We start from the raw sequence: 23,703 nt of genomic DNA, 5'->3' as shown, positions 1-23,703 counted from the left end.
GCATGTTGCAACCTTTACTTTGCCGCTGCGCCCGGGCCCGAGTTGCGGAACTCGAACATGCGATTGACCGGATACACCGTAGGCACCTTCGGGTTGCCGAACTGGATGGTCTGCTCTTTCTCCGAATCGAAGGGACGATTCGTCGATGCAGCAGCGGCCCACGGCGCTTCCTTGGCGATGTGCTCGCCGATGTAGGAGTTGCGGATCACCACCATGCCATTCGGGTAGTGCTTGCCACCGTCCTTGGTCACCAGGGGGGCTGCACCTTCGTCCCACGAGCGGCCAAGGTGCAGGGTCTTGCCTGCCTTGTTGCCGTCGCTGGTGAACTTCGAGTTGGTCACGAGGTAACCGAAGGGAAAGTTGTTCGGCTGGCTCGGGGCGAACACAAAGCCGCCTTCAGCGCCGCCGCGTGTGGTCAGCGATTTGAACTCGACCTTGTCGAACACCACCACCGCGCGGCCGAAGACGAAGTCGACGTCACCTTCGATGTAGCTGTTGGTGACGAAGACACGATTGATGAGACCCATGTCTTTCGACTTGAACATCACCGTGTCCTGCTCGCCGAGCAGGCGCACGTTCTCGAGAATCACCTTGTCGCCACGCGTGTTGAGCGCTACGGCCTGCGTGCCACTCTTGGGGCTGGGGCTCTCGTCATAGTCGTTGGAGACGGTGATGTTCTTGGCCTGGAAGCCGTCGCTGTAGGCGAGGAAGGTGGAGCTGCCCGAGGTGCCGTAGGTGTCGGCACCCTTGCGGCCTTCGCAGGCGTTGGCAGTGACTTCCTTGTCCTTCTTGGAGCCTGCGCCGATGTTGCCCACGATCAGCACCTTGCTGGCGTCACTGCTCTCGCCGTAAATCGTGACCGGCGCGGTTTCCTTGAGGCAGACCTGTTCGCGGTAGGTGCCGGGCTTGACCAGTACGTAGACGCGCTCGGTGCCGCCCTTGGCGGTGATGGCATCCACGGCGGCCTGCACGGTCTTGTGCGTGCCACTGCCGTCTGCTGCGACGGTGTAGGTCGGCTTGAATTTCGAGACGTCGCCGATGCCGTTCTTGACCGGATCCCACGGGTCATTCGTCGGCGCGTCGATCATGCCGCCCTGGGCGAAGTAGTTGGCCATGGTGTGCTGAGCTGCCTTCTCGACCGTCAGTTGCGGGCGCTTGGCTGTGCTGGCGGCGACAGGGCCTTCCAGCGAGGTGGCGCAGGCGCCCAGCACCAGGGCCGAGAGGACTGCGAGGCTCAGTTTCACAATCGGTTTCTTCACGTGTCTTCTCCTTTGGTTGGCAGGCTTTTGCTGCCGGATGGAACCGGGAACAAGAATCTACGCCGGGGCTGCCGGAATGCCAAGTTCTGTCGCGGCAATTCAAGGCGCTTGTTGTCTGCACGCAACGTGCGTGACGGCATGCTGACGGGGATAAGGCGTGATGTTGTGATTTCAGATCAGCCGCGCAGAAAATTGCCCCGCGGCTTGCGGCTTGCTCAGAGCTTGCGGATCTTGTCGAGCAGAGCGGTTGTGGAAGTCTGGTGCTCGAAGGGGATGCTATGCACGCTGCCGCCCCAGCCCAGCACTTCGGTGTAGCCGACGATCTTCTCGACCGGCCAGTCGCCGCCTTTGACGAGGATGTCGGGGCGCGCCTGCAGGATGCGTTCGATGGGCGTGTCTTCGTCGAACCAGGTGACCATGTCGACGCAGCCCAGTGCAGCCATGACCGCAGCGCGGTTGGGCAGGGCGTTGACCGGGCGGTCGTCACCCTTGCCGAGGCGCTTGACCGAGGCATCGGTGTTGAGTGCCACGATCATCGAGGCGCCCAGCGCGCGCGCCTGGGCGAGGTAGGTCACATGCCCGCGGTGCAGGATGTCGAAACAGCCGTTGGTGAACACCAGCGGACGCGGCAGGGCCGCGATGCGTGCAACGAGTGACTCGGGTGGGGCGACCTTGTCTTCAAAGGCGGGGCGCGCGTACTCCATCAGGCGGCGGCTGCAGCGGCGCTCACCGTCTTGCGGAAACGGTTGAGGTCGGTCACGGTCTCGAAGGTCTGGCCGAAGAGGCTGGACAGGTTGCGCAGGATGCCACCGACGACGCGCGCCTCGTGTTCCTTGCCGAACTGGATCTGGTTGTCGAGCCAGTGCTCCAGCCAGTCGGGGTTGGGCATGCGCGATTGCACGGTGTCGTTGGGGAAGAGTTCCTTGTTCACGTGCAGATTGGTCGGGTGCAGCGGCTTGCTCGAGCGCGAGCTCGATGCCATCAGCACGCCGACCTTGGAGAATGCGGCGCGCGCCGTGTCGCCAGCCTGATCGATGGCCTTCTTCATAAACTTGAGATAGGCGCCACCGTGACGGGCTTCGTCGCGCGAGAGGTGATCGTAGATCTTCTTGATGACCGGCTCGGTATGCCATTCGGAGGCGCGGCGATACCACTGCGTGAGGCGGACTTCGCCGCAGAAGTGCAGCATCAGGGTCTCGAGCGCGGGTGCGGGTTCGAATTCGAAACGCACGGCGTGCAGCTCTTCTTCGGTGGGCACGAGGTCGGGGCGGAAGCGGTTGAGGTATTCCATCAGCACCAGCGAATGCTTCTGCTCTTCGTAGAACCAGACCGACATGAAAGCGGAGAAGTCCGAGTCGTGACGGTTGTCGCGCAGGAACATCTCGGTGGCGGGCAGGGCGGACCATTCAGTGATGGCGTTCATCTTGATGGTGATGGCCTGCTCTTCACTCAGCAGCTCGGGCTGGAACGTATCCCAGGGCACGTCGTCAGCCATGTTCCAGCGTGCGGATTCGAGGGATTTGAAAAGTTCCGGATAAAGCATTTTCGATGGTCTCTGTTGGGGCCGGTGGCCTGTTGGTTGCCGCTGGGGCGGCCTGGTTGCAATCAGTCAGGCGGGCGCAAATTCTACGCTGCGGCGCCTGCGCAATTGTGACAAGCCCGTGATGGCCAGCCGCAAACGCGTTTGACTCGCCATTGTAATCGGCAGTAGCCGTCAGGCGAAGCCGGCGTGGTTCAGTTTGCGTGCTGGCTGCGCCAGTGATGCACTGCCACAGGAATATCCTGGATAGGCCCCAGGATTTTTACGCGCGCAATATCCAGTACGCGCTGCGCAACACCACCGCCACCGGCCCAGATCTCACAGCCGGCCGGCAGGCCTGCAGAGAGTGTTTGCAGGGCAGAAACGGCGTGGCGCTGCGGAAAGCTCGCAGAGAAAGACAGCGCGAGGATGTCGAAGTTTCCGCTCTGCATGGCTTTTTCGACGTCGGTGAGTGGCGTACGGGTGCCGAGCGAGACACATTGCGCACCCTCGGCCACCATCAGGGCTTCGGCCATCAAGAGGCCCAGCCCGTGCACTTCTTCGGGCAGGGTGGTGAGCAGGATGCGGGGCGGCTGGCGGGTTTCGCCACGCTGGCTGATCGCAGCGCGGAGCAGGTTCTGTACGTGTTCGGTGTAGAGGTGTTCATCGGCAATTTCGATCGTGCCGCGCATCCAGGCCTCACCGACGGCCATGTTCAGCGGCGCAATTGTGTCTATGACAAACCTGTTCAGACCTTGTCGCAGCAAGCACTGTTGCAGCGCCGAGCGCAGGGCTTCGTTGCTGTGCAGGCGAACGAGGTCAATGATGGCGGCGAGGCTGCCTTGCAGTTCGGCCACGGGCGAGGCGGGCGCCACGCCGGGTTGGGCCTGCAGCCAGCCGTCCCATTCGGCGTCCGGCGTGGCGAAGATCTTGCCCGGTCGCCAGCCGAGATCCATCAGGCGCTTGATGCGATGCAGCCGTTCGACCTGGTCGAGCGGGTAGAGGCGCTCGCCGTGCGGGTCGCGCAGGGGGTTGGGAAAGCCGTAACGGCGCTCCCACACGCGCAGGGTGTCCTTGCCGAGGCCGGTGTCGCGCTCGACGGCAGCGATGGACATGCCGGCGGGCGTGTTGGGTGAAGGGTTTTCGGGTGATGCGCTCATTTTGTCTAGGACAAAGTTGTTGACCTTGGGCTGGCCTGTTGCTAGTGTAAGTCATCGCTTCAATTTGTCTAGGACAAATACGAAGTTTGTCTAAGGAAATCTTGATGAACGCACCCGACCGCATTTTTCTGCCCGACGTACAGTCTTCGCCTGACCAACGCCAGCTGACCATCCAGCATGTGGGTGTGAAGGGTCTGCGTTATCCCCTGACCCTGCTGGGCGCCGACGGCCCGCAGGCCACGGTGGCGACTTTCGCGATGGACGTCCGTCTGCCGCCAGAGGTCAAAGGCACGCACATGTCGCGCTTCGTCGAAGTGCTTGAAGCGCAGCGCGAGGCGCTGGACCTGCCCGGCGTGGAAACGCTGCTGGCGGGGATGCTGGAGCGGCTGGAGGCGGAAGCGGGGCGCATCGTGATGCGTTTCCCGTACTTCATCCGCAAGGCGGCCCCCGTGTCGGGCGTCAGCAGCCTGATCGATGTCGAAGCCGAAATCTGCGCCGAGAAGGATGCCGCCGGGCTGACGGCCATCACGCTATGCGTGGTGGTGCCGGTGACCAGTCTGTGTCCGTGTTCGAAAAAAATTTCCGAGTACGGGGCGCACAACCAGCGTTCCCACATCACACTGCGTGTCACGCTCCGTGAGTCGCTGGCCATCGAGACGCTGGTGCGTATGGCTGAAGAAGAAGCCTCTTGCGAGGTTTTCGGCCTGCTCAAGCGCCCCGATGAGAAGTGGGTGACCGAACGTGCCTACGACAACCCCAAGTTCGTCGAGGACCTGGTGCGCGATGTGGCGCTGCGGCTCAAGGCAGATCCGCGCATTGCGCACTGGGTGGTGGAGTCCGAAAACTTCGAGTCGATTCACAACCACTCTGCATACGCCCTGATTCGCGGTAGCAATGACGCGACCGGTGCCGAGGCAGCACACTGAGCGGGGGCTCGCATGAAAGCAGAACAATTACCGGACGCACGCGACACGCGGGGGCTGAAAGTTGCGGTGGTCGGCGGCGGCATCTCCGGGTTGGGGGCAGCCTGGCTGCTGAGCCAGCGCCACGCGGTCACGCTGTTTGAAGCCGGGCGTTACGCCGGTGGCCATGCCAACACGGTGGACGTGACGGTGGATGGCATCACGCATCCGGTCGACACGGGCTTTCTGGTGTTCAATCGCCGCACTTACCCCAATCTGTGCGGTCTGTTCGAGACCCTGCAGGTGCCGGTGGCCAACAGCGAGATGAGCTTCTCGGTGAGCCTGGCCCAACCCGACATCGAGTGGGCCGGCACCGACCTCGTCTCTCTGTTTGCGCAACCTGCCAATCTGGCGCGCCCGGCTTTCTGGGGCATGCTGGCCGACATCCGGCGCTTCAACGCCGAAACCACGCGTCTGGCGCGTGAACACAATGCGCCCGCGATGTCGCTTGGCGAGTATCTCGACCGCAACGGCTACGGCGAGGCCTTCCGTCACTGGTATCTGATCCCGATGGCGGCTGCCATCTGGTCTTGCCCGACGCAGCAGATGCTGGCTTACCCGCTCGCGACATTCCTGCGCTTCTGTCACAACCACGGGCTGCTGCAGATCATGGATCGCCCGCAATGGCAGACGGTGGCCGGCGGGTCGCGCGAGTACGTGCGCCGCATCACCGCGCAACTCTCCGATGTTCGTCTCAACACGCCTGTCATTGCCGTCGAGCGTGAAGCCGCCGGGGTGAGCGTGCTCACCGCACAGGGCAGCGAGCGCTTCGATGCGCTGATCTTCGCCTGCCACAGCGATCAGGCGCTGCGCATTCTGGGCCAGCAGGCTTCGTCGCTCGAAGAGGCCGTGCTGGGCGCCGTACGTTACCAGTACAACCGCGCCCTGCTGCACACCGATGCGGGGCTGCTGCCGCGACGCAACCGTGCCTGGTCGGCATGGAATTACCGCGCCGGCGCGGGCCGCGCTGATGACCGGCCGGTGAGCGTGTCCTACCTCATCAACCGCCTGCAGCCCGTGCCCTTCCGCAGCCCGGTGGTGGTTTCGCTGAACCCGTTCGATGAGCCCGCGCCTGGTTCGTTGATCCAGTCTTTCGATTACGAACACCCGGTCTTCGATCAGGGCGCCATCGACGCGCAGGCGCATCTGCCTATGCTGCAGGGGCGCAACCGAACCTGGTTCTGCGGCGCCTGGACGGGTTATGGCTTTCATGAAGACGGGCTCAAGTCGGCGGTCGACGTTGCTGCGCAGCTGGGTGTGGTGGCGCCCTGGCGTGCCAATCCCCTGCCGCAGGTCGAAGAGGCGCTGGCCTGAGCGCCGGCAGCGAGGGATCCATCATGCGTGAGCCCCTACAAGCACAGATTGCAGCAGGCAGCGTGATGCACGAGCGGCATGCGCCGGCGGTGCATCGCTTCGTGTATCGCCATTTCACTCTGCGCCTGCCGCTGTCGCAGCTTGCCGGGCTACGCGTGCCGCTGCTGGGTATCAACCGGCGGGGACTGATGGCGGTGCACGAACGCGACCACGGCCCGCGCGATGGTTCGCCCCTGCTGCCGTGGATTCGCGCGCAGCTGGCACGCAACGGGCTTGCCGAAATTGCCGATGGCGAGGTGATCCTGCAGACGCTGCCGCGTCTGTTCGGTTACGTCTTCAACCCGGTCAGCTTCTGGTTCTGCCACGACAGCCAGGGTGCGCTGCGTGCCGTGCTGGCCGAGGTCAGCAACACCTTTGGCGGGCACCACAACTATCTCGTGGCGCATCCGGACGGACGCGTCATCGGCCCGGACGACGAGATCGCCGCGCGCAAGCTGTTCCATGTTTCGCCCTTTCTCGACGTGCAAGGCACTTATCGCTTTCGCTTCCGCGAGCGTGGCGGCTTCCTGTTTGTCGCCATCGATCACGCTGACGACGCGGGCGAGACCGTGCTCAGCACGCGCATGTCGGGGCGTTTGCAGCCGCTCACCGGGCGCAGTCTGCTGCGTGCGTGGCTGTCCAGTCCGCTGCTGACCTTTGCGGTCATTGGTCGCATCCACTGGCAAGCCCTGCGCTTGCTCGTCAAGCGCGTGCCCTTCGTCGGCGCGCGTCCTTCGAGTCGTCCGGCCACGGCGCCGGAAGCTTCCTCCATCCCTGTCGCAGAGAGCTCAACATGACTACAACCCTGCATCAATCCGTCGCCCTGCAAGGCAAATGGCCGCGCAGTGCCGAGCTGGTCATCGGCATGCTGGGCCACCTCAAGGGCGGCTCCGTGAATCTGCATCTGCCGGATGGCAGTAGCCAGCTCATTGGCGACGCGCATCTCGTTGCCAATCTGCGCGTGCATGACTGGGGCATGTTCGATGCCGTCTTCACGCGCGGTTCCATCGGCTTTGGCGAGTCCTTCATGGCGGGTGAATGGGAGACCGACCATCTGGCCGATCTGCTGACATTGCTGGCCCAGAATCGTGAGTCCCTGTCGCGCGCCATTCATGGTGATGCGCTGCGCCTGATCTTCCACCGCCTGTGGCATGCGCTGCGCGCCAACACGAAAAAGGGTTCGCGTCGCAACATCGAGGCGCACTACGACCTGGGTAACGACTTCTACCGCCTGTGGCTGGACGAGACGATGACCTACTCGGCCGCTTGCTATGCCACGCCTGATACCCCGCTGGCCGAGGCGCAACGCGAGAAGTACCGCCGCATCCTGCGCGAGCTGGACGCCAGGCCGGGTCAGCGCATTCTCGAAGTGGGCTGCGGTTGGGGCGGTTTTGCCGAAGTGGCCTGTCTGGAGTTTGGTTGTCGCGTGCACGGCATCACCCTGTCGCCGTCGCAGTTGGCGTGGGCACGTCAGCGTGCCGAGCAGGGCGGTTTTTCGTCCAAAGTGATTCTCGATTTGTGCGATTACCGCGACATGGAAGGAAAATTCGACCATGTCGTGTCGATCGAAATGATCGAGGCCGTGGGTGAAAAGTTCTGGCCGACCTACTTCCGCAAGCTGCACGACTGCGTCCTGCCCGGCGGCAAGGTCGTGATTCAGGGCATCAGCATCGCCAACGATCTGTTTGCGCATTACCGCCGCGATGTCGACTTCATTCAGCGCTACATCTTTCCCGGTGGCATGCTGTTTTCGCCCGAGGTGCTGCAGCGCGAAGGCACGCGCGCGGGTCTCAAGCTGGTCAGTGATACGCCCTTCGGACTCGACTACGCCCGTACCCTGGCCGAGTGGATGCAACGCTTCAACGCGGTGCGTGCCGAGGTGCTGGCGCAAGGCTTTGACGAGCGCTTCATCCGCATGTGGCAGTTCTACCTCGCTTACTGCGAGGCGGGCTTCCGCGCAGGCTCGACCAATGTGCATCACTTTGCGCTGGTGAGGGCGTCATGAAGGCCCGGCTTGCGCTGCTGATCTGCCTGTGGGCGATGGCGTCCGGCGTGCAGGCCATTCCCGACGCGGCCCGCTCGCACGCTGACAGCTGGCGTGCGCAAGGGCAGGGCGAAATGCGCTGGTTCGGCCTGAAGCTCTACGACGCCGAGTTGTGGGTCAGCAGCCTTAATTTCGATCCCACCAAGGTGTTCGCCCTGAAGCTCACCTACGCGCGCAACTTCGAGGGCAACAAGCTGGCCTCAGCCAGCATCGACGAGATGCAGCGCCAGGGGCGGCTGGAGCCTGCGCAGGCGGCACGATGGTTGAAGGCGCTTGAGCGCGTTTTCCCCGACGTGAAGGAAGGGCAGCACATCACAGGCGTCTTCCTGCCGGGCAAGGGGGCTGCGTTCTATCTCGATGGCAAGCCGACGGGTGAGATTGCCGACGTTGAGCTTGCGCGGCGCTTCTTCGATATCTGGCTCGATCCGCGCACACGTGAGCCATCGCTACGCGCCGGCCTGCTCGGATCGAAGTCGTGACGGTGCTGGCCGGGCGGTCGATTTTTGCGTATGGCATTTTCGGTCTGCCGCTGGCCTTCGTGGCCTTGCCGATCTACGTGCATGTGCCCCACCTCTACAGCAGCGCCTTCGGCATGTCGCTCGCGCTGGTCGGCACCGTATTGCTGATCGCGCGTCTGGGGGACGCCTTCATCGATCCGCTGATCGGCCACGTCAGCGATCGCTGGCCGCAGCGCAAGCTGAGCATTGCGCTGGCCCTGCCTGCGCTGGCACTTGGCCTGTGGGGCCTGTTACGCCCACTGAGCGATGCGCCGGGCGCGATCTGGCTGGTGAGCATGCTGGCCCTGGTGTATCTCGGCTTTTCGCTGGCCAGCGTCAATCACAACGCCTGGGGCGCCGAGCTGAGCCAAGACCCGCACGAGCGCACGCGCATCACGGCGACACGCGAGGGCTTCGGGCTGGTGGGCGTGGTGCTCGCTTCCGTGCTGCCCGGGCTGCTGTCGGATGTCGCGCTGACCGGCATGGCGCGACTGGCTGTCGTATTTGTCGCGCTGCTGCTCGGGTGTGCAGCACTGACCCTGGGCTTTGCGCCGCTGCGTTCAGTGGGTGCGGTACAGGCACCCCAGCTCCAGAGCTCCCTGCTGGAACCTGTGCGCAGTGCGCGCTTTCGCGCGCTGCTGTGGGTGTTTGCGATCAGTGGCATTGCGGCGGCGATCCCTGCATCGCTGGTGCTGTTCTTCATTGCCGACGTGCTGCAGGCGGAAGCGAAGTCGGGAGCTTTCCTGGCGATCTACTTCGTCTGCGCAGCAGCAGGCCTGCCGGGCTGGGTGTGGTTGTCGCGCCGCATCGGCAAGCTGCGCGCATGGCTCGCGGCGATGCTGCTGGCGGTGCTCGTCTTCGTGTGGGCGGGCACACTCGGCACGGGTGATGTGGTGGCGTATGGGTTGATCTGTGCACTCTCAGGCCTCGCGCTGGGGGCCGACCTGGCGCTGCCACCGTCGATGCTGGCTGACACCGTGGAGCGCGATTCCCTGGGGGCGGGTGCCTGCTTTGGTTGGTGGAACTTCGTCACCAAATTGAACCTTGCACTGGCAGCAGGTCTGGCGTTGCCCTTGCTGCAATCGCTGAAATACACACCGGGCCAGCGCGATGCGGATGGGCTGGTAGCCCTGGCAGTCGTCTACGCCGCCGTGCCGGCGGCGCTCAAGCTTGTTTCTGCGGCCTTGCTGTGGCGAGGGCGTCACCTGATTGCGGAGAACTGACATGAAACATCTGAAAAACCTGTTGCTGCTGTGTCTGGCCGGTCTGCTGATGAGCTGTGCCAGCGTCGAGATCGGTGACTACGCGAAAGAAAATCCGACGCTGGACCTGCGTACCTACTTCAATGGCACGGTGGACGCCTGGGGCATCTTCCGCGACCGCTCCGGCAAGGTCGTCAAGCGCTTCACCGTGGTCATCGATAGCAAGTGGCAGGGAGATACTGGTGTATTGGACGAGCGCTTCGTCTACAGCGACGGCACAACGCAGCAGCGCATCTGGACGCTCAAGCGCCAGAGCGACGGCAGCTACATCGGCACGGCGGCCGACGTGGTCGGCGAGGCGCGCGGCGAGCTGGCCGGCAACGCACTGCGTTGGCGCTACGTGATGGCGCTCGACGTTGACGGCAAGATCTACAACGTGGATTTCGACGACTGGATGTACCTCATGGATGACAAGGTGATGCTCAACGTCTCGGCGATGAGCAAGTTCGGCATCCACCTCGGCGAAGTGACCCTGTCGTTCAAGAAGCGCTGACATGGCACTCAATCCGAAGATCAGCGACTGGCGCGGCAAGCGCGTGTGGGTCGTCGGCGCGTCCACCGGCATCGGCCTGGCCCTTGCGGAAAGGCTGTCGGCGCAAGGCGCTCGCATCGTGATGTCGGCGCGCAATGTGTCCCGCCTGCAGGCGGCAGCGGATAGCGTGCCAGGCGCTGTCGCCGTGCCTCTGGATGTCAGCGACGCCAGCGCCTGGCCCGGGGCAGAGGCGCAGGCGCGTTCCGCACTCGGTGGCATCGATGTGGTCGTGCTCAATGCCGGTACCTACGCCCCCCTGCGTGCCTGGGATCTGGCGACCCCTGCAGGGCTGGCGACGGCGCGGCAGACCTTCGAGACCAACCTGATGGGTGTCTATGGGGGGCTGTCTGCGTGTTTGCCCGACATGCTGGCGCGGGGCAGCGGTCACGTCGTCATCGTCGGCAGTGTGGCCGGTTACGGCGGTTTGCCCAAGGCTGTCGCCTATGGGCCGGGCAAGGCTGCGCTCATCAATCTCGCCGAGAGTCTCTACATCGATCTCGCGCCGCGCGGCATCGCCGTCACCATCGTGAGTCCCGGTTTCGTCGAGACGCCCCTTACCGCGCAGAACGACTTCCACATGCCCGCGCTGATCACCGCTGCGCAGGCGGCAGACAACATCCTGCGCGGCCTGCGTGCAGGGCGTTTCGAGATCCACTTCCCGTGGCGCTTCAGCGGCTTTCTCAAATGCCTGGGCTTGCTGCCGAGATGGGCCTACTTCCGTCTCGTCGGGAGGCTGGCATGAACACGCAAGCCCGGCTGGATGCGCTGGTGCGCTGGTACGAGACGCTGACGCCAGACAGCGTGGCGCAGGTGGCGACGCACTACGCGGCGGATGCGCACTTCATAGACCCCTTCAACGATGTGCGCGGCGTTGCTGCCATCGGCGCGATCTTTGAGCACATGTTCCGACAGGTCGAGCTGCCGCGCTTTGTTGTGGAGCGCGCCTTCGTCCTCGACAACGAGGCCATGCTGCGCTGGCGTTTCGAGTTTGTCTCGCAGGGCCAGGCGAAGGTTGTGCCTGGGGCGACAGCCTTGCTTTTCGACGCGGAGGGGAAGGTCTGCAGCCACCGTGATTACTGGGACCCTGCGCGTGAAATCTACGCCGGGCTGCCGCTCGTTGGTCCTCTCATCCGCTGGCTGACGCGCCGGCTGACTGCCCCCATGTCCCGCCTTTAGCAAAAACGTCGCAGATTGGGGTACCCTTCGCGAACTGCAGGGTAACGTTGTGCGCCGTATGCCGGTTTTCGTAACGGTTTGTAACAGCGGAATCCCGGCTCGACAGTAATCGTCGGGTCGCGCGGAAAGCAGTCAGGACGACCGGAAGACTATCTGGTTGGTCCGGAATCGCAGCGGTCGATGCAGGACTGGTTGCGGGCGCGACGTTGATGTGGGTACGACGTGAGAAAGCCAAGATGAACCCGTTTGTTCGCAACATCCTGCTCGTGGACGACCACGCGCTCCTGCAACACGCTTTGTCGGCCATGCTTGAGCCGCTTCTCTCCGGGGGGCACATCACCTGTGCATCCACCGCGCAGGAAGCCGTGGCCTCGCTGCGTAGCGGGACCAAATTCCATCTCGTCCTGCTGGACCTCAAGCTGCCCGACAGCGACGGTCTGCGTCTGCTGAGCACCTTGCGCCGCGAAGCGCCCGGCGTGCCGGTGGCGGTATTTTCCGGTCAGGATGCGCCCATTTATCGCCAGTTGGCTCGCGAGGCCGACGTCGATGGCTTCCTCAGCAAGTCGATGGCACCCAATGCCCTCGTCGAAGGCGTACGCGTCTTGTTGTCCGGTCGCCGCTTCTTCGACGAGCCGGTACGCGCACTGGGCGAGAGCCGTCCGCGCCCCAAGCTCAGTCCCAAGCAGGAACGCGTGCTGTGCTGTCTCATGGAAGGCCTGTCGAACAAGGAGATCGCGATCAAGCTCGATCTCTCCGAGCGTACGGTCAAGATGCATCTCACCTCGGTATACCAGGTGCTGGGCGTGAACACCCGCTCGCAGGCCATCCTCGTTGGCCAATCGCTCAATCTGGCGATGCCGTCCGACGATGCGTGAGGCAGGCGCAGCACGCGGACTGCTGATCGCCCTTGTCGCGGCATTGATGGCGTCAGCAGGTCTGATGCTGAGTCTGTCACTGGTATCGCCGCTCATCATCGTCTGGTTCCTGGTCCTGCTCGGCAGCCTGTTGTGGGCGCTTTGGCGGGTGTATCAATGCATGGCCTGTCCGCGCGAAGAGGCCGGCGCTGCGCCCGAGATCGATCAGGACACGGGTTCGCAGGATGCATTGGCTTTCCTGTCTGTTGTCGGGCACGACCTGCGCCAGCCCTTGCAGGCTTTGTCGCTGTATTCCGCAACGCTGGCGACACATGAGCTGCAGCCCAATTCGCGTCAACTCGTAGCGGGCATGGAGACAGCGGCCGAGACCCTGTCGCTGCAGTTCGAGGACGTGATGGCCATCGCCAAGCTCGAGTCGGGCCGTATTGCCTTCGACCTCAAGCCGGTCTCGCTCGGTGCGTTGATGACCAGCACGGTGGCGGCGTGGCTGGGCGAGGCGCACATGCGCTCCATCCATTTGCGCTACGTTCCGACCAGCATCAAGGTGTGGGCCGACGAGGCCCAGCTGGCGCGCGCACTCGACAAACTCGTCTCGCATGCCCTGCGCATGACCGAAGAAGGGGGCGTGCTGATCGGTTGCCGCCGCCGTGGTAGCCAGGTGTGGCTGGAGGTGCGCGACACCAGCGGTGGCGTGGCGCCCGAGCTGCAGGACCTGGTGTTCAAGCCTTTCTCGACTTACGGTCAGCGCTTGCCTGACCGTGCGCTGGGAATCGTGCTGGCGCAACGCATCGTGCGGCGCCTGGGGGGCAACCTGGTGCATCGCTCGCGTGATGGACGTGGCAGTGTCTTCACCATGTCTTTCGAGCGCTATACAGCCAAGTAAGAGCCAGGCAAGCCGCGGCTGCAGCTCAGAGCATGTCGGCCGAGACGACGGCGCGCAGCACGACCTGCTCTTGCTCATCGCGTTCGCGCAGCTTGAACCACCACAGCGCTCCCTTGCGGAAACTCAGTTCTTCATCGACGCCGGACAGCAGCAAAGATGCCGCGCGTCCCAGTGAAGGCTGATGCCCTACGACCATCACGGCGCCCCCCGCACTGGGCCAGCCTGTGGCGGCCAGAAGTGTCGGCGCGTCGGAACGCGTGCTGACGTCTTCGCAGGTTTCAAAACGCTTGGTCCAAGCCAGGATGGTTTGCTGTGTGCGCAATGCCGGGCTGACGAGAATGCGGATGTCGGTCGGGGCGTGCTCGTCGAGCCAGGCAGCGATGCGTTGCGCTTGCTTGAGGCCCTTGGCAGTCAGGGGGCGGGTTTCGTCAGGGCTGCCGTCGGCAGCTTCGGCGTGGCGCCAGAGCAGAAGATCCATAGACTTCTTGTCAGTGAGTGACGGTTACGAGCGGGCGCTTATTTTGCGCCCTTTGCGTTACGCGATTTTTGCCAGGGCGGCACTTCGTCCAGCAGGTTTGCGACGCGCTTGAGTGCGCGGCTGCTGCGCTTTTCGGCATGTGCCGCATGCCACCCACCCACCCAGACGATGGCCGCCGTGGTTTGCGGGTGCTGGACTTGCCAGTCTTTAAGTCGCTCCAACCCGACGGACACATCGTTGATCTCGCCCAGACTGTCCAGGGCGTCGCTCAGTGCGCGCTGGTAGCGTCGCATGGCCTTGTCATCGAAGAGGCTGGCAAAGAAGTCGCTGGCGTAACGCAGGCGTTTGCAGGCAATCCGCAGGCTGTGCAGGTCTTCGGTGGCCGCGCTGCTGGCGGCCAGGGTCAGGCGGGCGGCGACGCGCTTGCGCAGACGGCGCAGGTTATCGGCAGCAAATTCGACGAGTCGTGCGGGCTCGGCGTCATCGACACTTTCCGTGGTGCGATCAAGCAATGCGTGCAGTGCCTTGAGGAACTGCAACAGGAGCAGTCTGCTGGGCGGGGCGGCCAGCACGCCGAGGGCCTGGGTGCGGGCGTGCGCGGCCGTGACGGAGACCTGCGAATAGAGTGCGGCGAAATCTGGTGCGCCAGTGGCGCAGCCCGGTGCCGACAGTACGGCGTCGCGCAGCACATCCATGTCGCGCGCACCGCCGAGCGAGGCGGCGAGGTGGCCCAGCTCAAGTTGCCAGTGACCGGCAAAGCCCAGTGGCAGGTGCGCCTCGAAGACGCGCAACAGGGTGCGCAGGCGGCGCAGAGCGACACGCAACTGGTGGATGAATTCCGGGTCGTCATGCCGCAGGGCACCGAGCATGTTGCCCTGCCAGCAGCGCAGCGTGTCGCTGGCGAGCTGGTGGAAGGCCTGGGTCAGCGTCATGTCTGCCGTCAGGCGGTTGCGTGGCGCGCGCAGGGCTGTCGGTGGCGTATTGAGGAAAAGCTGGTAACCGCGTTCGGCCTTGCTGGTGTCTTCGGGGGTCAATGGCAGATCGATGGCCAGTTGCATGGCGAGGTCGATGAGATCACTGCCGCTGCCTTCGACAAGTTCCAGCTCCAGTTCGGCGATGGGGCGTTCCTTGTCGCCAGCGCGTACGCTGCCGGTGTCGAGCATCATCAGGATGCGCACGCCTGTCCGCGGAGCGTACTCGCGGGTTTCCCGTTTGAAGACGGTCGAGAACAACGGAGTGATTTCGTCAGCATGCGTTTCGAGCAGCGCACGTGTCGCATCGTCGTCGACGTGTGAGAAGTCGAAGGCGTCACGGAACGGGTGCTCCCACTCCGGGCGTGCGGAGAGACCGCCTGATGACGCCCGCGCGCACTTGATGGTCTGCAGCGTGCGGTTACCGATGCGGCGCGTGCGCAGGGCGATGCGTGCATCACCCAGCAACAGGCCCGGCGTGTCGAAGTAGACGTTCTCCAGCGTACTGGCGCGACCGACTTTGGCGGCGCTGGCAAAGAGCGGGTGAGCGGCTATCTGCGCCTGTGTGCCGGGCGGGAAGGCCAGCTTGAGTTCGATTTCCAGAGCCATGTGTGAAGGGGACGGCTGTAATGGGGGCGCAATATACCGGGCTCGGGCGGTCGCGATCTACCGCGCAAATGTGACAACTCAGCACACCAGGCGTGGCGCTTGAAGCCGGTAGCGCGATGGTGGGTGTTCAGCGCTGCGGTGTGGACTCTGTCGCGCGCCAGTGACCGGATTTGCCGCCGGACTTTTCCAGCAGGCGGACTGACTCGATGATCATGCCGCGATCCATGGCCTTGAGCATGTCATACAGCGTGAGCAACGCAACGCTGACGGCGGTCATGGCCTCCATCTCGACGCCAGTGCGGCCGACCGTTTCGGTCGTGGCGGTGCAGCGTACGCTGCTGCGGGCTTCGTCGATCTCGAACTGCACATCGACGTGTGTCAGCGGCAGGGGGTGGCACAGCGGAATCAGCTCACCCGTGCGCTTGGCCGCCATGATGGCCGCGACGCGTGCGACACCAATGACGTCGCCTTTACCTGCCGTGCCTGTCAGCACGCGTTGCAGCGTCGCCGCCTGCATGCGGATGCTCCCGGCAGCAACGGCGCGGCGGGCTGTTTCGGCCTTTTTGCCCACGTCGACCATGTGGGCATCGCCGGAGGCGTTAAAGTGGGTAAGTTTGTCGGTCATGGTTGTGAATGCTTACAACTTCGCTCGGGCGCTTGCGAAGGCAGCGCTATCATAACGCCATGCTAGTTCCCCATGATTCCCTTCGCGGACTCGCCCGGCGGGCACTGTGTGTCGCGCTGGCAGCCAGTCTGGCCATCCATCCGGTAGCGGCGCAGCTGCCCGAGCTGGGCGATGCGTCGCAGTCCGTGCTGTCGCCGGCCAAGGAGCGCAGCATCGGCGAGACGGCGATGCGCGAGATCAGGCAGTACGAACCAAGTTATATCGACGATGCCGAGGTCGAATACTTCCTGAATCGCCTCGGTCGTCGTCTCGTGCAGGCTACGGACGCTAAACCCGAGGACTTCCTCTTCTTTGCTCTGCGTGACCCCACCATCAACGCGTTTGCCATGCCCGGCGGCTTCATCGGCGTGCACTCCGGTCTGGTGCTGGCCAGTCAGAGCGAGTCGGAGTTGGCGGGCGTGCTGGCGCACGAAATTGGCCACGTGCAACAGCACCACATCGCGCGCATGCTCGACAAACAGAGCGGGGCCAGTGCCACCATGCTGGCGGCATTCCTGCTGGCGATTCTGGCCGCCGGACGCGGACCCAGTGGCTCGGCGATGGCTCAGGCCACCCTGGCCGGCACGCAAGCGGCGTTGATCCAGAATCAGCTGAGCTATTCGCAGGACTTCGAACGCGAGGCCGACCGCATAGGCTTCCAGACCCTGTCGGCATCCGGTTTTGACGTGCGCGGCATGGCAAATTTCTTTGACCGCCTTGGCAAGGCCATGCGCAGCTCTGAGCGCTCGGAAACAGCTTATCTGCGCACCCACCCCTTGAGCGTTGAGCGTATGGCCGACATGCAGGGGCGCGCACAGGGGGCTGTGCCGGGTGTGGTGGCAGACAGCAACGAGTACGTGTTGATCCGGGCGAAGCTGGATGCGGAAGCTGGGCTGCCCAAGGATGCTCTGGCACGTATCCAGGCCAGACAGGCGCCGCGGCGTCAGGATCAGGCAGCGAAGCTGTATGCACTGGCGCGGGCCTATACGCGCGACAACCGGGCGACGGAGGCGCAGAAGGCCCTCGCTGATCTGCGCGCGATGCGATTCGAATCGCCGTTGGTGGATTCGATGCTTGCAGACATGTTGTTGCGACAGGGCAAGGCGGCCGAGGCCGAGCAGGTGTGCGGTCAGGCATTTGCGCGCTATTCCGACGCGCGCTTTCTGCTGCTGTGCCAGGTGCAGGCCCTGACCGAGAGCGGCAAGCCGGAGCGTGCAGCACAGCTTGCGCGTGACGCGCTTGTCGATACGCCGAACGACGAGCGTCTGTGGATACTGCAGGCCAAAGCCTATGCGGCGCAGGGCAAGGTGGTCGAGCAGCAGCGGGCAATGGCCGAGCTGTACGTGGTTCGTGGCAACCTGATTGCTGCGGTCGAGCAATTGCAGCTCGCCCAGCGTGGCGGCGGTGGCGATTTCTACACGCAGTCTGCCGTCGATTCGCGCTTGCGCGAACTGCGCAACCGCCTGCGCGAGGAGCGCCGGGAGGGGCGGCCGAACGGGCTACAATAGGCCCTTCTGCCACTCCTTTCCGGGGCCTCAATGCACACCCACGATCAGGAACTCGACGTGCGCGGCCTGCAGTGCCCGCTGCCTATCCTGCGTACCAAGAAAGCCCTCGCCGACATGACGACCGGGCAGGTCTTGCGCGTCGTCGCAACTGACCCCGGCACAGTCAAGGATTTCGCAGCGTTCGCACGTCAGACCGGACACGAGCTGTTGGCGCCCGGCGATGGCCCGGGGCCGGAGTTCGTCTTTCTCATCCGCCGGAAATAAGCCTTGGCCCTGCGTTCCGTTGTTTACAAGGTAGATCTGGGCATCTCGGATCTCGACCGTTCTTACTACGCCCAGCACAACCTGACGCTGGCGCGCCATCCTTCCGAAACCGACGAGCGCCTGATGGTGCGTCTGCTCGCATTTGTCCTGCACGCCAGCGAGACACTGGAGTTCGGCAAGGGACTTTCAAGTGACGACGAGCCTGCGCTGTGGGATCGCGATCTGACTGGCGCCGTGACGCGCTGGATTGAAGTCGGTCAGCCCGACGAGCGCTTGCTGCGCAGGGCTTGTGGCAAGTCGGATGAGGTGGTGCTGTATGCCTATGGCCGCGCGGTGGATGTGTGGTGGCGCCAGAATGCGTTGGCACTGGCGCGTCTCGACAAGCTACGTGTCTGGAAGCTCGATGAACAGATCTGTGCGGACCTGCTGCGCTTCGCCGATCGTGGCATGCGCCTGCAGGCGACTTTGCAGGATGGCGAGCTGATGCTGTCGGACGACCAGGACACGGTACACATCCGCCCGGTGCCCATGGGCGAAGCCTGAGCTGGAGAGGCGCCATGAAGAGAGAGGAAAGACAGATCCGCCATCTGGCCGAGCATCTGCTGCATTCCGGCGTGGGTGACTTGAGTCCGCATGAGCGACGCGCCCTCAACCGCATCGCGCGCCGCATGCAGGCCTCGATCTCTGACCCTGACACCGACCCGAACGCCAATCCGCTCAATGATGATGGCATCACCTTCGGCGAACGTCTGGCCGATCGCGTGGCGGAATTCGGGGGGTCCTGGAAGTTCATCTCGATCTTCGGCATCTTCCTCATCGGCTGGGCCATCCTCAACACGGAATTGCTGCGCGCCAAAGCCTTCGATCCCTATCCCTACGTGTTCCTTAACCTCGTGCTGTCCATGCTGGCAGCCTTGCAGGCACCCATCATCATGATGTCGCAGAATCGCCAGGCGGCGCGTGATCGCCTGACGATGCTGCGCGACCTCGACATCAACCTCAAGGCCGAAGCGTCGATCATGGCGCTGCACAAGCGGCTGGATCAGCTGAGCTGGCAGTTGCTGGGCGATCTGGATCAGCTCAAGCGCGCGCAGCGTGATGGCGGTGCCGCGGAGAAGCCTGCCGGGCACGCCACGCCCTACAGCGGGGCGACGAAAGCAGGCGATAGCGACAAGCAAGGCTCGGCATGATCATCGTGCTTGCGGGTCTGCTGACAATCCTGGTCGTGGTGGTGGCCTGGCTCGCACTGCGCGTGCAAGCGTTGTCGCGTGATTCGGCCGCGGCATCTGCCACGCTGGCGCAGAGTCTCGATACGCAGCTGGGAGCGGCGCATCGCGCCATGCTCAACGACATGCATGCCGGGCTGGATCGTCTTGGTGACCGCCTACAAAGCGTGCAGACCGACAATGCCGAGCGCTTGCGCACCCTGGTGGGTGAAGAACTCAAGACGACGCGCGAAGCCATGCACACCCTGACGCTCAAACAGGAGCAGGCCAAGGCCGAGATGCTTACGCAGATGCTTGAGAAGCTCGGCGAGACGGCGCGTGCCGACCGTGAGTTGTTGCAGGACGGTTTGCGCAAGGCCGTGCTGCAGCAGACCGAGAGCACGGCTGCCTTGACGCTGGCGATCAACGAGCGACTGGATGCGATCACGGGTGTGGTCAATCAGCGTCTCGACGAAGGCTTCAAGAAGACCAACGAAACCTTCGCCAATGTGATGGCGCGTCTGGCGACGATTGATGAAGCGCAGAAGAAGATCGGTGATCTCACCGTCAATGTCGTGAGTTTGCAGGAGCTGCTCGGCGACAAGAAGACGCGGGGTGCGTTTGGTGAGGTGCAGCTCGAAGCGCTGGTGCGCAACGCCTTGCCGCCCGATGCATACCAGTTCCAGCATCAGCTCTCGTCTGGCGTGCGTGCAGACTGCATGTTGACGCTGCCTGAGCCGACGGGTCGGGTGGCGGTGGACGCCAAGTTTCCGCTGGAGAACTATCACCGGATGTTCGAACCGGGCTTGGCCGAAGTGGAGCGCAATGCGGCGCAGAGCCTGTTCAAGCAGGACATCAAGCGACATGTCGACGCGATCGCGAACAAGTACATCGTGGCCGGTGAAACTTCGGATGGGGCCGTTATGTTCGTGCCGGCCGAGGCGGTGTTCGCCGAGATCCATGCCCACCACCCTGACCTTGTCGAATACGCGCAGAAAAAACGCGTGTGGATCGTATCGCCGACCACGCTGATGGCTGTGCTCAACACGGCGCGTGCGGTACTCAAGGACGTCGAGACACGCAAGCAGATCCACGTCATCAAGGATGCGCTCAGCAAGCTGGCCAAGGATTTCGGTCGTTTCGACGAGCGCATGAAGCGTCTTGCCGATCAGATTCGCCGTGCGCACGAAGAGACGCAGGAGGTGCACATCTCCAGCCGCAAGATCAGCAGCCACTTCGAGAAAATCGAATCGGTGCAGATCGAAGATGTGCCGAAGATGCTCGAAAACAGCGACAACCAGTGAGCGTTACTGTTGTGCTTGTTGCAGCGCCTGCCAGTCGTTGAGATTGCACAGCGCGCCGGGTGTGTCGTCGAACGAGACCTGCCGAAGGCCCATCTGATCGGTCCAGTGTCTTACCTTGCCGTTGCCGCTGTCTAGCGAAGCGCTCAGCGAAGCAAGCGCACTGCGCGGGACAAGCATGAAGACCGGTTGCAGATGACCGCCGGCGAAGGCCACCGATGGCGCTGCTTGCTGCATGCGCTGCGCGTAGTCGGCAGGCAGATTCAGTGTGTCGACCGGGCAGGTCAGCAGCCAGTCGGTTTCGCACACGGATAGCCCGGTTTCTATGCCGGCGAGCGGGCCTGCATGGTCGGGGCGCAGATCGGTGACGACCGGGAACCCCAGCGCGGCGTAGCGATCCAGATTGCGATTGGCGCTGATGACGAGTTTGTCGACCTGGGGCTGCAGTTGCGCGATCAGGCTTTCAATAAGGCTGCGGCCCTCGAACTCCACCCAGCCTTTATCGGCGCCACCCATGCGAGTGCCGAGGCCACCGGCGAGGATCAGTCCGGTGACGTTCATGGCTCATTCATCCGCCGATGTACGACATCTCGATCTTGCCGCCCGTAGCCTGGCCGGCGTGACGCAACTCGGAATAGCGGTCTTTGCGTGCTGCCCAGACGCTGGCAATCCAGGCGGCGACTGCGCTGTCGTCCTCATTGAGTGTGCGCAAGTGTGTCGTGAGATCGTGCCCTTGTGTTGCGAACAGGCAGGTGAACAGCTTGCCTTCGGGTGAAAGGCGTAGTCGCGTGCAGTCGCGACAGAAGGCTTGTGTCACCGAGGCGATGACGCCGATTTCCGCGCTGCCATCGACGAGTCGCCAGCGCTTGGCAACTTCGCCTGTGTAGTTCGCTTCGATGGGCTCAATGGGGTATTCGCTGGCGATGCGTTGCAGGATTTCGCGCGCGCCAAGCACGTCTTTCATCTGCCAGTGATTCGTTTCGCCCACATCCATGAATTCGATAAAGCGCAAGATGTGCCCACTGCCACGGAAGTGACGCAGCATGTCGAGGATGGCGTGGTCGTTCACGCCGCGCTGCACGACCATGTTGATCTTCAGCTGCCTGAAGCCAGCGGCTTCGGCCGCTGCTATGCCCTTGAGCACGTCGGCGAGTGGCACGCTGCTGTCACTCATGCGCGCATGCGTGGCTTCGTCGAGCGCGTCCAGACTCACGGTCAGGCGCTGCAGGCCGGCATCCTTTAGCGCTTGTGCGTGGCGGGCAAGCAGGGCGCCATTGGTGGTCAGCGTGAGATCGATGCCGGGAAGCTGCGCCAGCATGGCAACGAGCTTGTACAGATCCTTGCGCATCAGAGGCTCGCCGCCTGTGAGGCGGATCTTGGTGACGCCCAGATCGGCGAAGATGCGCGCGACGCGGGTGATTTCTTCGAAGCTGAGCAGGGATTGGCGTGGGAGGAAGGGGTGGTCGGCGCCGAACTGCTCGCGCGGCATGCAGTAGGCGCAGCGGAAGTTACAGCGGTCGGTGACGGATATGCGCAGGTCCTGTAGCGGACGGCGCAAGGTGTCCACAAGCGGCAAGTCCGGAACAGCGGACGGGCGGCGCAGCGACGAGAGCGGAACGGCGTGTGTGTGCGGCGCAGCTTTCATGTCTGCATTATCGACAGGAAATCGGGGCTGTACAAACGCCGCCAGGGCAGGGTGATCGGCCCAAACGTAAAGAGCCCGTTCAGGTTTCCCCGAACGGGCTCTTCGATTCTGGCTCCTCGACCTGGGCTCGAACCAGGGACCTACGGATTAACAGTCCGGCGCTCTACCGACTGAGCTATCGAGGAACAAATGAGGCTGCGAATTATAGACACGTCTTCTGGCAATGTAAAGCGCTTGGTGCGAGTGAGGAACCGCAAGGCGGCTGTGAGCGGCGCTCGGGCCTTGATTGCGCTAGAGTTCGCAGCATTCTCGCCTTGCGGCGCAAAGACTTACTTCCGGGAGCTTCGATGACCCTCATGACGCGTTTACTTGCCGTTTTTGCGCTGGCGGTGCTGCTGACCGTGCTGATTCCGACGAAAGCGGCCAGCCCCGAGTCCTGGCTGGGTCTGCCGGTGACTTTCAGTGAGGACGGCTACGGTTTCCATCCCTGGCCGGCCAAGGTAATCAAGGACATCAAGGTTCATACGCCTGATCCAGTGACGATGAACAAGGGTTGGGTGACGCCCGACTGGGCAGCGTGGATCACGGGCGGCAAGACCAATCGCATCCAGCTGGAAGTCGACGAGATTGTCGCCAAACCGTCTTCGCTTCTTCGGTTTGGTACGGTGGATGGCAAGACCACGCGCAAGGTGACTTCGCTCAAATTTGCGAAGCTCAAGCTCTTGTTGGGGAATACCTCCATTTCCTTGCCCGCAGGCCGCATGGAATTTGCCGAAGACGGCACGCTGAAGCGCGCCACCATCGATATCGAACAGCTCGTCACGCTGGAGGCTGCGCCGGTTGATGGCAAGCTGGTGACCTTCTTCAAAACGGGCAACTGGAAGTGGGGCGTGCTATCTGGCCTTCGTTTTGACCAGGTCGTTGCGCAGGGCAGTCTGACGGACGACCTTATCCTGTTCGACAAGATCGGCGCAACCGGCTTGGGTGGTTCTGTCGAAGGCGTTGTCAGCATTGCCGTGACAGACGGGTTCGCTGTCGCTGGCGATATCCAGCTCGACAAGATGTCGGCGCAGGAGTTGCTGAGCGGATTCTTTGCCGGGCACACAGTGCAGGGCACGGTGACGGCCAAAGCGAAATTCTCGGCGGCGGCGAAAACGCTGGAAGAGCTGGAGAAGGCCGTGGTGACGGCCAGTGGCAGCTATTCGGCAAAGTCCGGCAGTATTGACCGGTTCGGTTTGCTGGAGGGGATCAGGCGTCCCAATTCCGGCTCGGCTGGTGGTGGCCTGACGCGTTACCAGACGCTTGAAGGCTCATTCTCAGGTGCGACGGGCAAGTCGTCTGCGGTTTCGATCCGGCGTTTGGATGGCAACAACCTGCAAGGCTCGTCAAGTTTCCAGGTTTCGCCTGAAGGCAAGTTGCAAGGGACGGTGTCTGGCTCCCTGCGTCTGCCGAATGGTGAGGTCAAGGCCCGCTCGATGTTACTCGGTGGTACGGTCAAGGCTCCGGATGTCGTCGTGCCCTGATTTTCCCGGACAG

26 protein-coding genes and 1 tRNA gene are annotated in these 23,703 nt (G+C 63.3%); 17 read left to right on the top strand and 10 right to left on the bottom strand.

Features of this window, described 5'->3' with window-relative positions; all coding sequences use genetic code 11:
* Nucleotides 1–14: 14 nt before the first annotated feature.
* The 4 genes from ABEA02_RS14230 to ABEA02_RS14215 all read right to left on the bottom strand — a co-directional run bounded on the left by ABEA02_RS14230 (nt 15) and on the right by ABEA02_RS14215 (nt 3,938).
* A complete protein-coding gene (locus ABEA02_RS14230) occupies nt 15–1,259 on the bottom strand; it encodes a pectinesterase family protein (RefSeq protein WP_345533757.1) in 1,245 nt (414 codons plus the stop codon).
* A gap of 215 nt (nt 1,260–1,474) precedes the next feature.
* Nucleotides 1,475–1,963: a D-glycero-beta-D-manno-heptose 1-phosphate adenylyltransferase gene (rfaE2, locus tag ABEA02_RS14225; protein ID WP_345533756.1), complete on the bottom strand. Its 489-nt coding sequence runs from the start codon at nt 1,961–1,963 to the stop codon at nt 1,475–1,477.
* Nucleotides 1,963–2,802, bottom strand: a complete 840-nt coding sequence (locus ABEA02_RS14220; protein WP_345533755.1) for a ferritin family protein — start codon at nt 2,800–2,802, stop codon at nt 1,963–1,965. Before ABEA02_RS14220 ends, rfaE2 begins: the two co-directional genes overlap by 1 nt.
* Before the next feature lie 191 nt (nt 2,803–2,993).
* Nucleotides 2,994–3,938 carry a MerR family transcriptional regulator gene (locus ABEA02_RS14215; protein WP_345533754.1) on the bottom strand — a complete coding sequence of 315 codons (945 nt, stop codon included), beginning with the start codon at nt 3,936–3,938 and terminating at the stop codon, nt 2,994–2,996.
* Nucleotides 3,939–4,042: 104 nt separating this feature from the next.
* Between ABEA02_RS14215 and folE2 the strand changes: the two genes are divergently transcribed.
* From folE2 to ABEA02_RS14160, 11 genes are all read left to right on the top strand, one after another.
* Nucleotides 4,043–4,864, top strand: a complete 822-nt coding sequence (gene folE2 / locus ABEA02_RS14210; protein WP_345533753.1) for a GTP cyclohydrolase FolE2 — start codon at nt 4,043–4,045, stop codon at nt 4,862–4,864.
* Nucleotides 4,865–4,876: 12 nt separating this feature from the next.
* Nucleotides 4,877–6,214 carry an NAD(P)/FAD-dependent oxidoreductase gene (locus ABEA02_RS14205; protein WP_345533752.1) on the top strand — a complete coding sequence of 446 codons (1,338 nt, stop codon included), beginning with the start codon at nt 4,877–4,879 and terminating at the stop codon, nt 6,212–6,214.
* A 23-nt stretch (nt 6,215–6,237) separates the two neighbouring features.
* Complete coding sequence (locus tag ABEA02_RS14200) at nt 6,238–7,050, top strand: DUF1365 domain-containing protein (protein ID WP_345533751.1); 813 nt, start codon at nt 6,238–6,240, stop codon at nt 7,048–7,050.
* Entirely contained in the window at nt 7,047–8,258 is a 1,212-nt protein-coding gene (locus tag ABEA02_RS14195) for a class I SAM-dependent methyltransferase (RefSeq protein WP_345533750.1), read from the top strand. The genes ABEA02_RS14200 and ABEA02_RS14195 overlap by 4 nt, the downstream gene beginning before the upstream one ends.
* Entirely contained in the window at nt 8,255–8,776 is a 522-nt protein-coding gene (locus tag ABEA02_RS14190) for a chalcone isomerase family protein (protein ID WP_345533749.1), read from the top strand. Before ABEA02_RS14195 ends, ABEA02_RS14190 begins: the two co-directional genes overlap by 4 nt.
* Nucleotides 8,773–10,017 (top strand): MFS transporter, encoded by a 1,245-nt coding sequence (locus ABEA02_RS14185; protein ID WP_345533748.1) that lies wholly within the window; start codon nt 8,773–8,775, stop codon nt 10,015–10,017. The genes ABEA02_RS14190 and ABEA02_RS14185 overlap by 4 nt, the downstream gene beginning before the upstream one ends.
* Before the next feature lies 1 nt (nt 10,018).
* On the top strand, nt 10,019–10,549 hold the full coding sequence (locus tag ABEA02_RS14180) for a DUF3833 domain-containing protein (RefSeq protein ID WP_345533747.1): 531 nt from the start codon (nt 10,019–10,021) through the stop codon (nt 10,547–10,549).
* 1 nt (nt 10,550) lies between these two features.
* The gene (locus tag ABEA02_RS14175) at nt 10,551–11,330 is read left to right on the top strand and encodes an SDR family NAD(P)-dependent oxidoreductase (protein WP_345533746.1); all 780 of its coding nucleotides are present in this window, start codon (nt 10,551–10,553) and stop codon (nt 11,328–11,330) included.
* Nucleotides 11,327–11,764 (top strand): nuclear transport factor 2 family protein, encoded by a 438-nt coding sequence (locus tag ABEA02_RS14170; protein ID WP_345533745.1) that lies wholly within the window; start codon nt 11,327–11,329, stop codon nt 11,762–11,764. Before ABEA02_RS14175 ends, ABEA02_RS14170 begins: the two co-directional genes overlap by 4 nt.
* 236 nt (nt 11,765–12,000) lie before the next feature.
* Nucleotides 12,001–12,639 (top strand): response regulator, encoded by a 639-nt coding sequence (locus tag ABEA02_RS14165; RefSeq protein ID WP_345533744.1) that lies wholly within the window; start codon nt 12,001–12,003, stop codon nt 12,637–12,639.
* Nucleotides 12,632–13,522: a sensor histidine kinase gene (locus ABEA02_RS14160; protein WP_345533743.1), complete on the top strand. Its 891-nt coding sequence runs from the start codon at nt 12,632–12,634 to the stop codon at nt 13,520–13,522. Before ABEA02_RS14165 ends, ABEA02_RS14160 begins: the two co-directional genes overlap by 8 nt.
* 25 nt (nt 13,523–13,547) lie before the next feature.
* Here the strand turns inward: ABEA02_RS14160 and ABEA02_RS14155 are convergent, their stop codons facing one another.
* The 3 genes from ABEA02_RS14155 to moaC all read right to left on the bottom strand — a co-directional run bounded on the left by ABEA02_RS14155 (nt 13,548) and on the right by moaC (nt 16,205).
* Nucleotides 13,548–14,000 (bottom strand): SixA phosphatase family protein, encoded by a 453-nt coding sequence (locus ABEA02_RS14155; protein ID WP_345533742.1) that lies wholly within the window; start codon nt 13,998–14,000, stop codon nt 13,548–13,550.
* Nucleotides 14,001–14,038: 38 nt separating this feature from the next.
* On the bottom strand, nt 14,039–15,580 hold the full coding sequence (locus ABEA02_RS14150) for a CYTH and CHAD domain-containing protein (RefSeq protein ID WP_345533741.1): 1,542 nt from the start codon (nt 15,578–15,580) through the stop codon (nt 14,039–14,041).
* A gap of 127 nt (nt 15,581–15,707) precedes the next feature.
* Nucleotides 15,708–16,205 (bottom strand): cyclic pyranopterin monophosphate synthase MoaC, encoded by a 498-nt coding sequence (gene moaC / locus ABEA02_RS14145; protein ID WP_345533740.1) that lies wholly within the window; start codon nt 16,203–16,205, stop codon nt 15,708–15,710.
* A gap of 59 nt (nt 16,206–16,264) precedes the next feature.
* On the opposite strand from moaC, the gene ABEA02_RS14140 reads away from it, so the two are divergent.
* The 5 genes from ABEA02_RS14140 to ABEA02_RS14120 are packed head-to-tail and all read left to right on the top strand — an operon-like array spanning nt 16,265 to nt 20,525.
* A complete protein-coding gene (locus tag ABEA02_RS14140) occupies nt 16,265–17,752 on the top strand; it encodes a M48 family metalloprotease (RefSeq protein ID WP_345533739.1) in 1,488 nt (495 codons plus the stop codon).
* 30 nt (nt 17,753–17,782) lie between these two features.
* A complete protein-coding gene (locus tag ABEA02_RS14135; RefSeq protein WP_345533738.1) occupies nt 17,783–18,016 on the top strand; it encodes a sulfurtransferase TusA family protein in 234 nt (77 codons plus the stop codon).
* Between the two features lie 3 nt (nt 18,017–18,019).
* The gene (locus ABEA02_RS14130; protein ID WP_345533737.1) at nt 18,020–18,559 is read left to right on the top strand and encodes a YaeQ family protein; all 540 of its coding nucleotides are present in this window, start codon (nt 18,020–18,022) and stop codon (nt 18,557–18,559) included.
* A 14-nt stretch (nt 18,560–18,573) separates the two neighbouring features.
* Nucleotides 18,574–19,206 carry a DUF1003 domain-containing protein gene (locus ABEA02_RS14125; protein WP_345533736.1) on the top strand — a complete coding sequence of 211 codons (633 nt, stop codon included), beginning with the start codon at nt 18,574–18,576 and terminating at the stop codon, nt 19,204–19,206.
* Nucleotides 19,203–20,525, top strand: a complete 1,323-nt coding sequence (locus ABEA02_RS14120; protein ID WP_345533735.1) for a DNA recombination protein RmuC — start codon at nt 19,203–19,205, stop codon at nt 20,523–20,525. Before ABEA02_RS14125 ends, ABEA02_RS14120 begins: the two co-directional genes overlap by 4 nt.
* Before the next feature lie 3 nt (nt 20,526–20,528).
* Here ABEA02_RS14120 and mobA read toward each other — a convergent pair whose 3' ends face one another.
* From mobA to ABEA02_RS14105, 3 genes are all read right to left on the bottom strand, one after another.
* A complete protein-coding gene (gene mobA, locus ABEA02_RS14115) occupies nt 20,529–21,083 on the bottom strand; it encodes a molybdenum cofactor guanylyltransferase MobA (RefSeq protein WP_345533734.1) in 555 nt (184 codons plus the stop codon).
* A gap of 7 nt (nt 21,084–21,090) precedes the next feature.
* A complete protein-coding gene (gene moaA / locus ABEA02_RS14110; protein WP_345533733.1) occupies nt 21,091–22,167 on the bottom strand; it encodes a GTP 3',8-cyclase MoaA in 1,077 nt (358 codons plus the stop codon).
* A 109-nt stretch (nt 22,168–22,276) separates the two neighbouring features.
* Nucleotides 22,277–22,352: transfer RNA gene (locus tag ABEA02_RS14105), tRNA-Asn, on the bottom strand.
* Nucleotides 22,353–22,523: 171 nt separating this feature from the next.
* Between ABEA02_RS14105 and ABEA02_RS14100 the strand changes: the two genes are divergently transcribed.
* Nucleotides 22,524–23,690: an AsmA family protein gene (locus tag ABEA02_RS14100; protein ID WP_345533732.1), complete on the top strand. Its 1,167-nt coding sequence runs from the start codon at nt 22,524–22,526 to the stop codon at nt 23,688–23,690.
* Nucleotides 23,691–23,703 lie beyond the last annotated feature (13 nt).

The sequence above is a fragment of the Viridibacterium curvum genome (assembly GCF_039544165.1).
Taxonomy (GTDB): Bacteria; Pseudomonadota; Gammaproteobacteria; order Burkholderiales; family Rhodocyclaceae; genus Viridibacterium; species Viridibacterium curvum.
The sequence above is the reverse complement of the archived record's forward strand: the minus strand, read 5'-3'. Positions and strand labels throughout refer to the sequence as shown.